Origin of the sequence: Pseudoalteromonas sp. SG44-8 (assembly GCF_014164125.1) — a bacterium.
GTDB lineage: Bacteria > Pseudomonadota > Gammaproteobacteria > Enterobacterales > Alteromonadaceae > Pseudoalteromonas > Pseudoalteromonas rhizosphaerae.
On sequence record NZ_JACJEQ010000001.1, the window covers coordinates 100,684 to 112,787 of the forward strand.

Below are 12,104 nucleotides of genomic sequence, written 5' to 3' on the forward strand. Positions count from 1 at the left end.
TAATTAGTAAGATGCAACAATGCTTACGCCAGAAAATGCATTGTACCCTCTTAGTGTAATGTAATATTTACCGCCTTGTCCTGAGCCTAGGTTACAGCTTTCATTATTACCATTTGCATATGGACGGCAGTCATACACACTAGTTGTAGCTTGTGCGCCTTTACGAACATATAAATCGGCGTCGCCCGTACCTCCAGACATACTAATATTCAACGAAGCATTTGCTGGTACTTCAATGGTGTAGACAAGTTCTTGATTTCGTGCCCCAGAAAGCCCTGTAATTGGCACGCCATTTGTTAAGCAATTGCTGCCACAGCTAGTGCCACCGCCAATTGTGCCAGTTAAACTTACACCACTGTATTGGCTGTAGCCATTGAGCATTACCCACCAATCGCCAGCTTGTGGGTTAGTGAACGTGCAGTTTTCTGTGTTGCCATTTTTATATGGTCTACAGTTGTAGCTACTAGTTGAAGGTTTTTGCCCTACCTGTACATACATATCAACATCGCCTGAACCACCATTGGTATCAAATGATAGCGATTCAGAACCCGCAGGAACAACGAGCTTATAAAAAGTGTTTGTACCTTGAGCGCCTGATACGTTAACGCTTTGTCCATTGGTCAGTTCATTTTCTTCTGGGGGGACAATAATGCCACCTTCTAATGTATAAAGTAACTCATTCGGTGAGCCAGATTTCGCATCAGACACTTTGTTTTTAGTACTACGTTGGCTGAGCATAGTATCGATTTGTGATGGGCTCAAAGAGGGCGTTTCATCAAGGTATAGTGCAACGGCACCAGCAACATGAGGCGAGGCCATTGAGGTGCCACTGATAGTATTTGTTGATGTATTTGAGTTATACCATGCTGATTTAATACTTGAACCAGGTGCGTAGATATCTAAACAGTTACCATAGTTTGAAAAACTTGAACGACTATCGCTGCTAGTCGTTGAGCCAACAGTTATGGCGTTCGCTGCACGAGCTGGTGAATAATTGCAGGCATTACTGTTGTCATTACCCGCAGCTACTACAAAACTTATTCCTGCTGCTACGGCATTGTTTACTGCGTCATCAGTTGCTTGTGAGGCGCCACCGCCTAAACTCATATTTGCAACTGAAGGTCCCGTCGCGTTATTTTTAACCCAGTTAATACCTGCAATAACCCCTGAGTTTGAGCCTGAACCATTACAACCTAGTACGCGCACACCTACGATGTTGACATTTTTAGCAACCCCGTAAGTACCACCACCAATCGTGCCGGCAACATGCGTACCATGTCCATTACAGTCTGTTGCATCTGAGTCGTTATCTATAAAGTCATAACCGTGAGATGCGCGATTGCCGAATTCATTGTGGCTTATACGTACACCTGTATCAATGACATACGCAGTTACGCCAGACCCATCAAAATCATAATAGTAATTTGAATTGAGAGGGAGGTCTTGTTGATCTATGCGGTCTAAGCCCCAGATTGCATTTGGTTGATTTGCGTTTGTTTGTGCCAAAGGGTTAATCGACATCATTTGATCTTGTTCAATGTAGTCAATATTCGGATTACTAAGCATTTGTTGAATTGTTTTATCTGACGCATTGACAACAACACCGTTTAAAATGCCGCCAAATTCCTGAGCCACATCGATGTTATATAGGTTACTTAAACTCACTGATTGTGAACTGGCAAAGTCAGCTATTGCATCACTACTTTGAACATTTAAAACGGAGGGAGTTTTAAATACAACGATATATTTACCTTCAATCGCGCGGCTTGTGTCGACGGACATAAGTTCTGCCGCATGAGTTTGCACCGCTGATAAACTGACTAAAACAGCAAAATTTAGAGTACTTAATTTACGCATTGTTTAATCCTTTTTGGATAGTTATTGTTTGAAACGCACTCCAAAAGATAGCTTTAATTAGCAATAAGTAAACATTCTGTTAACTTTAATTTAACTTAGATGTAAAAATATGTAAACAAGTGTAACTGTTTTGGTTTTTTGTAGCCTTATTATGAATCTAACACTTGCTTGCTTTTTAGTGCAATTATTTGAATTTAAGTGTTTTTAATATTGAGCGTATTGTTATTTTTGGCAGGATTATTTTTGAGGATTATTCAAAAGTACTGCGCCACTTTGGGTATCGCCTAAGTAATCGTCTTTATTGTAAATCGGGCACTTTGTCATTGACAGGCAACCGCAGCCGATGCAGCCGTCGACTCTGTCGCGTAGGCGCTGCATAAAAGCAATACGTTCATCAAGTTGTGCTTGCCAGTTTTTTGATAATGCTGACCAATCTTCTTTAGTGGGGGTACGTTTATCAGGTAAAGTGGCGAGGGTTTGTTTGATTTCCTCAAGAGTAATGCCCATTGCTTGCGCTGCTTTGATGACCGCCACACGGCGCAGTACATCAGGCTTATAACGGCGTTGGTTGCCGTTGTTCCGCCAGCTGCGGATCAAGCCTTTGGTTTCGTAAAAGTGTAGCGCGGAGACTTTTACGCCGCTGCGTTTAGCTACAAAGCCCACAGTTAAATTAGCTTCAACAAGCTTTTTTTGTTGATCGGTCATAGTTTTCTTATTTTTTATTAAAAATCAATTTTTAAGGTTGACCTCAATCTTACTTGAGGTTTTACGCTCTTTGCAACCATAAAAAAGGAGAAATAAAATGCAAGAAAAACCAATGCATAACACCGCTATTATTTATTCAAGTGGCCGTAAAAACGGTAATACTACGGCGCAAGTTAATGCCTATAGTAAGCAACAAAGCGGCATTGTTTTTTGCTTAGATGATTATGTTATTTCACCTTATCGCTACGATAAGCAGTATCACAATGATGATTTTTATAATTTGTTTGAAGTGTTACTTCGCTACGAACATTGGGTGTTCGCATCGCCTGTGTACTGGTATAACACCACGCCACAAATGAAAGCATTTATGGATAGGATCACAGATTACATGGATGACGAGGCGTTAAAACCGAAGCTTAGAACTTTACGTCAAAAACAGTTTTCACTATTGTCTAATGCCTCATCTGCCTCTGCGCCAGACGCCTTTATAGACATGTTTAAACAAACCTTTAATTATTTAGGAATGACTTTTAAAGCTCATTCACATGTACAGGCTGGTTAAATACGGGTAGGCTAAACAAAAAAGGATGATTTATGAAAACTTCACTTTTAGGCTTTGGCCTTCTTGCAACTAGCTTAACAACGATCGCTGCTGAGCCAACTCCTGTTATCAATGACTTTGGTTATTTTTACAGTGTACCAGCTCAAGTATCAGACTTAAGCCAAGCGCAGTTTAAAATTGCCTTTGATGTGGGGGATGGTGCAAAACATGGCGAGCAAAATAACCCTATTAATTCGTTAGCGCGCTTTATTAATATGCATGTTGCCCATGGGGTAAAGCCGGAAAACATCCAACTGGCCTTAGTCGTACACGGTAGCGCGAGTGTTGATGTGCTTGAAAACAGCGTTTACAAAAGCCGCTTTGATGTTGATAATAAAAACCAGTCTTTGATCACCCAGCTACTTGCTAATAATACGGTTGTGTATGTATGCGGGCAGTCGGCAATGCATATGAAGGTAGCACCAGAGCAGCTTATTCCTGGGGTGAAAATGGCGCTTTCTGCAATGACCGCTCATGCGCAGTTACAGCAACAAGGCTACACGCTGAATCCATTTTAAAATGAATATTTTGTGTTTTGGTGATTCGAACACCTTTGGCATATCACCCGTTGATGGTAAGCGGTTGGCTGCATGTGAGCGCTGGCCAGGTATACTACAACAATTAGGTGATGGTCATGAGGTTATCGAGGCAGGGCAGCCGAATAGAACCTTAGTGAACAATCCGCCTTTTGATGGTGATAAGTCAGGGATTAAATATTTAAAACCTTACCTTGAAGTGCACACCGTTGACATTGTTATTATTCAGCTTGGCACCAATGATTTAAAAGCGCGTTTTGCACTGTCTGCTATCGATATTGGCAAAGCGCTTGAGGAGTTAATTTTAGCCATTAAAGCCTTTTATCACTGTAAAACAATACCAAAGATAATCATTATAAGCCCGCCCAAGGTTCATGAAGTGGGAAGTTATAAAAGCATTTACGCAGGTGCAGGTAAAAAAGCTGAACAACTATCCATTGAGTTCAAAGCCGCCGCTGATCGTCACACGTGTGAATTTATTGATGCCTTCTTGTTTATTAAGCCTTGTCAGTATGAGGGGGTGCACTGGCCATCTTGTGAACATAAAAAGCTCGCAGATAATTTATATCAGTATATTTTAGAGCAAAGAACGTGATACTTCTTTATATGACTTGCCAACTTTTACAATCGTACCTGAGATTAGCTCAATATAGTCATTACTAACTGCAACAACCTTATTTTTATTGATTAAAAATGATTTATGAGTTTGCAAGAATGAGCCATCAAGTTGTACTGAGAGCCGCTTAAGTGTGCTTGTTGCAAGTATCACTTGGTCAGCGAGGTGAACTTTTACATAATTACCATACGCCTCAATGTATTCAATACTATCTAAGTTGATCTTACGTTTTTCACGGTCAACTTTAAGAATGATGCTTGATTGCGGCTGTGTTGAAAACTGATTCTCACGAATTATAACTTTGTTGAGTGCTTGCTCAAGCCTCTCTGCCGATACGGGCTTTAGCAAATAATCAGTTACATTGAGTTCAAAGCCTTCAAAGGCATACTCTTGATAAGCACTGACTATAATTACTTGCGGTGGTTTAGCGAGCGCTTTGAGTAACTCTAACCCCGATAACTCTGGCATATTGATGTCTAAAAAGACTAAATCGACGTCTAACTTTGCCAAGTCATATAAAGCATCTTTTGCGCTATAGTATTGGCCAACAATATTAATTGTAGGGTGAGCTGCTAAGTGGTGCTGAATTACGAGGTGTGCGAGTGGCTCATCATCGATTATCAATGCGTTTAACATGATGAAAGCTCCAAAGTGAGTGTAGTGTGCCAAATATTATGTTGACTATTTGTAATCAGAGAATAGCTATTTGGGTACAGAAGTTCCAGTCTTCGCTTTAAATTGTTCAGTCCCATGCCAGAATCATTTTGTTGTTTTTGTTGGTGGATGGTGTTTGCGCAATACAGCGTTAGTGTATTGCTACTGACTGTGAGTTCAAAGGTTATTTCTGTTTGCTGTGATGTTGGCTCTACACCATGTTTAATGGCATTTTCTAATATGATAATGAGTAGCAGAGGGGCTATTTTTAATTTACCAGGGCTGCTTGGCCAAACAAGGTTAATTTGGCACTTGTCACCACTTCTGATCTGCTGTAATTCGATAAAGTCTTTAAGATAATTAATTTCTTGGGTTAAGAAAACCTGTTGTTTTTGACCTTCGTAGACCGTGTATCGAAGTAAATTGGCAAGTTGCATCACCAACTGCGGTGCATTATCTGATTTAGTGAGTGTTAATGCATATAAGTTATTTAGTGTGTTGAATAAAAAGTGCGGGTTAATTTGTTGTTGTAGTAACGTCAGTTCTGTTTCAGTTTGCTGCTTGGCAATCACATTTAATTTATTATGCTGCTGTTGGCGTTCAAAGGCTAAAATAATTGGCGTGCTAACGCTAAGAAAGAAAAACATAAACTGGTAGTTATACTTACTAAAAAGGCTTCGAGTTCCACTTGGTGTTAAATTTGCAACCTCTGTAGGCAGATCATTGATGGGCAGTAAAAGCACACCCGCAGTGAGGGTGGGTGTAAGCAAAGCAATAAAAATTAAACATGCAGCGAGAAAAGTAAACACACCATGGTTTGTTAATATTTGGCGGATCAATATGTATCGGTTAAATAAGTACAAACAAAAAATGATAGCTGTGTATACGCTTAGCTGCCAAAAGTAAGTTAGGAATTGATTAAATTGGGTAAATACTTTGCTTATATCAAGGATCAGGTCTAAAGGTTGATTTAGCATCGGGTTTGTATGCGTATTAAGTACGCCAGCCATAATTAAAGACCACGATACTAATACTAAAATAACCATATTATCGAGAGATGTTAATGAGTTAAACCACTTTGAAGTTAATGAGTTTTGTGCGCTACTAACTCGCTTTAACATTAGCCAAATAAGACTCGCGAATGCAGAGAGTATCCAGCATTGTGCGTCGAGGTATTGCCAATTAGCAAACGCAGAAGACATTATATTTAACAGGTAGACAAGAGAAGGATACGCAACAAAGCCTAATAGCCACACTACAACTGAGCGTTTAAGTGGCAATTTAAATGCTAAAGCGTGAGCAGCTAAAAAAGGCAAGCACTCTAAAAATAGTTGCCCATTAATTAGCGTGTAGAGCTCGGCTGAGTCTTGCTTTAATGATAGATAGCGAATGTGTGCTTCTAGCATTATTGCAGCAATAACGGGTAGTAAAACAACCACATAATGTAAGTTTAATCGTTGCCACCGCGCTGAAATAGCTGCCTGCATACTACACTCCATGTTCATCGTGCTTAATGATATATGTTATTAAGTTTAAATGAATTACTTCACTTAGTTCAGCAAAATAATGATCAAAGGTCGTTTTTTAATGACAACTGCAAAATATTTGCTTTCATCCTTTAATTCAATGTGTTGATCATTGCTATGTAGCTTATTGTGCGGTGCTTTCTTAATGTGATTATTAATCAATTAAGGAACATAACGATGCTAACACTTACAAATATTAATAAAAAATACGCAGATGGTACCCAAGCATTAAGTGATATATCTATTACTTTACCAACCGGTATGGTGGGATTACTTGGGCCAAATGGGGCGGGTAAATCAAGCTTAATGCGCACGCTTGCGTGTTTGCAAAGCGTTGATACTGGTCAGGTGAACTTTGACGGTTTAGATGTGTTGCAACACCCTGATGAGATGCGCAAGCAGCTTGGCTATTTACCGCAACAGTTTGGTGTTTATCCAAATATGAGTTGTATTGCTTTGCTAGAGCATATCGCAATTTTAAAGGGCCTTGATAGAAAAGACCGACAGCAGCAAATAAGTGAGCTCTTGGCGCTATTAAATTTATCTCAGTTTGCAAACAAAAAGGTGAGCCACTTTTCTGGTGGGATGAAACAACGCTTTGGTATTGCTCAAGCGTTGCTAGGCTCCCCTAAGCTGATTATTCTAGATGAACCAACCGCAGGGCTTGACCCTGCTGAGCGCGAAAGTCTCAATAATTTATTGGTGACGATTAGTAAACAGCGCTTGGTGTTGTTATCTACCCACATAGTAGAAGACATAGAAAATCAGTGTCATTTTGTCGCGATGATCAACCAAGGTCGGTTAATTCAAAGTGGTGAAGTGGCAGCACTCATTAAGCCATTGCATGGTTGTGTATGGCTACTGGAGAGCCTTCCTAGTGTGTTACCGCAAGAGAGCTTTGTATTAAGCCAAAGTTATCGATACGGCAAGCCTTCATTTCGAGTTTATGCCACAACGGCTCCCGCTGAGCGTGCAAGACCTGGCGAAGTGACACTGCAAGATAGCTATTTTTATGAGTTGAAATTGCGAGGTAGTAACACATGCTACTGATCAACGAACTACATTATGTACTTCGCCAGCCTTTGCTTTGGCTTTGCTTTGTAACTGCCCCTTTATTTGCGTTTACATTGTCATCAGGTTTAGCCGTCGAAGGCAGCGACGCTATAAATCAATTTAAATTACATCTAGTTGCACTGCAAATGATACAACTAGCTTTACTTACAGGTGCGCTTGCACCGACATTTTTTTTACGTGATCAAATACACAATATGCAAGAGCTGGTGGCAGTGACACCTATCACGTTTAAACAAAGCGCATTGCTACGTGTGGGAACGTTGGTGTTGTGTGTGTTTGTGATTGTGCTTATCAGTATGCTAGTAATGATGGTTATGCAAGTACACAGCAAAGGGTTTGACTGGCAAATCATTAATCAACTGGCTGTTAATAGTCTTTTTGTGCTGCTTCCTAATAGTTGTTTGCTTGGTGTAATTGCATTCTGGTTTTGTCAAAAATTCAGCAGCCCTCTGGTGAACTATTTTGTATTTGCAGTTTTATGGATTGGCTACTTACTGCTTGCAAGTGTCACGGGTAATCCCATATTGGCGGGAAGTAGTATTATCAGTGAAACTAGTTATCAACTGTTTATATGGTTAGATCCTTTCGCATACACTGCAATTATAGGTAGCTTTGTTGAGCCTCAGGGCTGGGTTATAGCCATTAATCGGGTGCTGATACTGTTACTCACAACCGCTATCTACTTTAGTACGGCGGCAGCGAGTAATGTGTTTAACTCGTTCAATAAGCGGGTAAAAAATGCAGTGAGTAATCTACAATCCGTTATAGTAGCAAGTGCTTCGTACCAACCTGTGGCTGCAAAAAACCATGAACTGCCGATATTTATCGCATGCTATAAAGTAGCGCTTTTCAATGTTTTAAAGCATCCAATAACACTGTTAATTTTATTAGCTTGGCCAGCCATGGTGTTTAATAATGTAGCCTCTTCTTCTGCTTATGCTGAGCCATTGAGTGTAATCAGCGCAACCAGCATCGATGCAATTAGTCACTATGCTTTTGATATGCAAATACTGTTTGGGTGTTTGCTGATGGTGCTTTGGAGCTGGCAAATCAGTTGCTATGCACGGCGCTTTAACATGGCTGAGCTAATTGCTGCTACGCCGATCAAAACGGCCACTATTTTATATAGCCAATTATTGGTATTGGCTACCCTGGTTATTATTTTTTCAACGATGAGCTTTGTTGGTGCTTCTTTGTCACAATGGTTTATTCATAGCCAATATGACGCGTACGATCATGTATATGTTCTGTGTTTAACGGCACTGCCCCTAATGATGATTGCATGGGTAACGGTGTGTGTGTTTAATTTGTGTCGTTCAATACTGATTTCAGGGCTGGTTGTTTTTGTAATGCTAATACTCAAATTTACACCAGTTATGACTTATTTAGGATTCACACACACATTTTGGAGCCTAGCTTGGACGCCATTGCAGCCACCGAGTGAATTTTGGGATTATCGGGCCAGTATTAGCAGTTATTGGCCTTATATACAGGTGTGGTTGTTTGCCTGTGTAAGTTTTATATTGCTAACGTGTGTATTTAGTCACCGCGGTGCAGGGCTTGATAGGCGTGCGGTTGTACGAAAAGATGCATGGCTAATAATGCCTGTGTTGCTCTGTGTTGGTTTATTTGTGCAATTACACCTACGTTTAGTTGATGAAAAGCCCCTTACCAATTCACATAAACGTGAGGCCTTTAAAGCGGATTATGAAAAAACCTTTGCAGGCTGGCAGCATAAGTTGCAACCTCAGGTTAGTCATATTGATGCAAAAATTGATTTTTACCCGCATCAACAGTTAGCAAAGTTTGATCTGGCTTACACCTTAAAAAACTCTCATCCAATGGCCATTAAGCAAATTTTAGTCGGCAGAGCTGGGTTTTATAAGTGGGCGAAGGTGAAGATTAAAGGTGCGACCCAAATCGCTTTTTATCCTGACTTAAATCAGGCTGTATATGAGTTTGACGTTGCAATAAAACCACATGAAACACGACAATTAACAACACAATTTGAAGTACATCAAGCGAAATTGTGGCCTGCTGGTGGACATCAAATAATTACGCCTGAATTTAGTTATATTCGAGCAGTTCCGGTGCTGCCAACCATTGGCTATCAAATCAACTATGAGTTAACAGATCCAAGCTTACGAGCTCAATATGGTTTGCAACAAAAGCCTCGCCCTTTAGCTTCAGCGTTACTTACTAAAGGGCAAAATAGACCAGCACACTATGAGCGTATAACGATGTCGAGCACAGTATCAACGGCAACGGGGTACCAAGTTGTGACACAGGGCAAGCAAATTACGCATCAACGTGAACAGGGTCGTGAAATATTTAAGTTTAAAACAGTGTCTGCAATTAATAACTTACCAGCTTGGCTGTCAGTGCCTTTTAATGCTGAAACTAAAAAACATGATGGTGTTACTTTACAAGTATTTGCAAAAAAACAAGAGCCGATTGAGCGTTCAGATGCAATTGCCGTTAACTTTCAAGCAATGATGGACACACTTGATTGGTTTAAAAATAATATTGTTGCGTATAAAGCCAAGCAATTAAGCTTAATTGCAGCTCCCCCATTTGGTGGCACTGGGTATGCTTTACCACAAATTATATTAATTGAGGATAAAGTTGGGTTTAGGGCTCGTCCAAGCGTTGGTGCTGGCTTTGATCAGCGTTATCGCCGTGCAGTGCATGAAACCGCGCATCAGTGGTTTGGCCATGATATAGGTAATAGTGTGCCTGCAGATAGTGCCTTTTTAATGGAATCGATGGCTAAATATATCGAATTAGTCGTGTTAGAAAAACGCTACGGTAAAACCGCTATGAACGCATTAGTTGATTATGAAACAAAGCGTTATGAGCAGGCGTCGCGCATGGATATTACCGCTAAAATGGCGTTGATTGATTCAACAAAAAATTATGATCAATACTCAAAAGCCACCATCGTATTTGCAAAACTAAGGGCTAAAGTAGGCGATAAAGCGATAACTAGTGCACTTAAGTCAGTATGGCAAGAGTATGCTTATCCAAATCGGCCTGCGACAGCAATGGATTTTATTCGGACATTGAAACAGCAGGTTGAGGAGCAGCATATTGCATTTATCAATTCGCTGTTTTTAGACGTTTAAGTGAACTAAACGCCACAATTTGCAAACCGTGGCTTGATTTTTATGCTTTGTTTAGTAGCTGGTAAAATGTGCGTAGTTTAAATAGTCTTGATTATTAAACAACCCGCTTTGTAGTTTAATATTACTTAAAGCCGCGTATAATGCGCGGCTTATTTTTAGTGTCTGTATGGTGTTTTTTGAAGTCGATATTCAAACAGTATGGTGTGGTATTTATCTTGTTAAGCTTATTAACGGGCTTAATAGGCGCATTTGTTAATCCACTAATGAGTTTGTTTATTGTTGAAGGCTTACAAAGCCCACCTATATATTTGGGTGTGTACACTACAGGTGTCACTTTGATGGGCATTCTCTTTAGCCAATGGTTAGGTGGATTGGCCGATAAGGGCGTGAGTGCTAAAAAGATGTTTATGATTGCGGTCTCTGGCATGGGGATGGCGTTAATCATATTCGCTAACGCAACGTCTTTTTGGCAGGTATTTGCTGCCGGAGTACTCTTGCTTTCAATGGGCAATGCCGCGATACCGCAAGTTATGACTATTGCTCGCCAGTGGGCGGATGAGCAAGATCATATTGATATCACCCAGTTTAATACTCGCCTTAGAGCGGCTATTTCATTTGCATGGGTCGCAGGCCCGCCGCTTGGCTATTTACTTGCATCAGGAGTTGCCTTTAGTCGCTCATTTTATACCGCAGCTACGTTTGCGTTGTTGGCATTAATTTTTGCAATGAAGTTTTTGCCCAGTGTTAATGCTAACGACAGAGCTAAAAAAGCTGAGCCAAATCAGCCGATCAATCAATCATTTTGGGCCTTAGGGGCTGCTATAACCTTTGGTTCAATTGGCAATATTATGTACGCCAGTGCCTTACCGCTTTATACAATAAATGAACTGGGCTTTGCTAATAATATACCTGGAATATTTATGGGCATGGTGGCATTAATCGAGATCCCTGTGATGTTGTATAGCGCAAAGCTCAGTAAACGCATCACTAAAACAGCCTTGTTAGGTTTTGCTTTTAGTTGCGCTATTTTGTTCTATATTGGCGTATTTTTTGCCGATCAAGTATGGCAATTCTTTGTACTGCAAGGTGTAAATGCTATTTTTTATGGGATCTTTGCGGGTATCGGCCTGACTATTTTACAAGAGCAGCTACCATCACGAATTGGTTTTACCTCTGCTTTTTATGGCAATGCCATTAAAGTAGGGGTCATGCTTGGCACTGCCAGTACCGGTTTAATTGCACAGTGGTTTAGTTTTCGTTTTGCCACGCTAGGCTCGCTTATTGCGGCAAGCATTGCTATGACTTTTTTAATAATATTTAGTTATTTAAAGCGCCAAGAGAGCGAGTCGCAAGAGCAGCTTTTTGTTCAAAACGTGATTTAAAAAAGCCGCAGTGTATTAACCACCACGG

Annotated in this window: 10 protein-coding genes; 6 read left to right on the forward strand and 4 right to left on the reverse strand. The window is 40.4% G+C overall.

Features of this window, described 5'->3' with window-relative positions:
* Positions 1-3: 3 nt before the first annotated feature.
* A complete protein-coding gene (locus tag H5163_RS00455) occupies positions 4-1,857 on the reverse strand; it encodes a S8 family serine peptidase (protein WP_182733930.1) in 1,854 nt (617 codons plus the stop codon).
* A 237-nt stretch (positions 1,858-2,094) separates the two neighbouring features.
* A complete protein-coding gene (gene soxR, locus H5163_RS00460; RefSeq protein WP_145234554.1) occupies positions 2,095-2,562 on the reverse strand; it encodes a redox-sensitive transcriptional activator SoxR in 468 nt (155 codons plus the stop codon).
* Between the two features lie 97 nt (positions 2,563-2,659).
* Here soxR and H5163_RS00465 point away from each other — a divergent pair, with 97 nt between their 5' ends.
* From H5163_RS00465 to H5163_RS00475, 3 genes are read left to right on the forward strand one after another with little or no spacing between them, the layout of a single operon-like run.
* Positions 2,660-3,124 carry a flavodoxin family protein gene (locus H5163_RS00465; protein ID WP_149981836.1) on the forward strand — a complete coding sequence of 155 codons (465 nt, stop codon included), beginning with the start codon at positions 2,660-2,662 and terminating at the stop codon, positions 3,122-3,124.
* Between the two features lie 32 nt (positions 3,125-3,156).
* Positions 3,157-3,681, forward strand: coding sequence for a DsrE family protein (locus H5163_RS00470; RefSeq protein ID WP_182733932.1), 525 nt, complete (start codon positions 3,157-3,159; stop codon positions 3,679-3,681).
* 1 nt (position 3,682) lies between these two features.
* Positions 3,683-4,294 carry a GDSL-type esterase/lipase family protein gene (locus H5163_RS00475; RefSeq protein ID WP_182733933.1) on the forward strand — a complete coding sequence of 204 codons (612 nt, stop codon included), beginning with the start codon at positions 3,683-3,685 and terminating at the stop codon, positions 4,292-4,294.
* Here the strand turns inward: H5163_RS00475 and H5163_RS00480 are convergent.
* Together H5163_RS00480 and H5163_RS00485 are read right to left on the reverse strand one after the other, a co-directional pair.
* Positions 4,277-4,951 (reverse strand): LytTR family DNA-binding domain-containing protein, encoded by a 675-nt coding sequence (locus H5163_RS00480; RefSeq protein WP_145234546.1) that lies wholly within the window; start codon positions 4,949-4,951, stop codon positions 4,277-4,279. The two genes, H5163_RS00475 and H5163_RS00480, sit on opposite strands and share 18 nt — an antisense overlap.
* Positions 4,945-6,456 (reverse strand): sensor histidine kinase, encoded by a 1,512-nt coding sequence (locus H5163_RS00485; RefSeq protein ID WP_182733935.1) that lies wholly within the window; start codon positions 6,454-6,456, stop codon positions 4,945-4,947. The genes H5163_RS00480 and H5163_RS00485 overlap by 7 nt, the downstream gene beginning before the upstream one ends.
* 216 nt (positions 6,457-6,672) lie before the next feature.
* On the opposite strand from H5163_RS00485, the gene H5163_RS00490 reads away from it, so the two are divergent.
* The 3 genes from H5163_RS00490 (at position 6,673) to H5163_RS00500 (ending at position 12,076) form a co-directional block, all read left to right on the forward strand.
* On the forward strand, positions 6,673-7,545 hold the full coding sequence (locus tag H5163_RS00490; protein ID WP_182730812.1) for an ABC transporter ATP-binding protein: 873 nt from the start codon (positions 6,673-6,675) through the stop codon (positions 7,543-7,545).
* Positions 7,536-10,694 (forward strand): M1 family aminopeptidase, encoded by a 3,159-nt coding sequence (locus H5163_RS00495; protein WP_182733937.1) that lies wholly within the window; start codon positions 7,536-7,538, stop codon positions 10,692-10,694. Before H5163_RS00490 ends, H5163_RS00495 begins: the two co-directional genes overlap by 10 nt.
* 176 nt (positions 10,695-10,870) lie before the next feature.
* Positions 10,871-12,076, forward strand: a complete 1,206-nt coding sequence (locus H5163_RS00500; protein WP_220494526.1) for a sugar efflux transporter — start codon at positions 10,871-10,873, stop codon at positions 12,074-12,076.
* Positions 12,077-12,104: the final 28 nt, after the last annotated feature.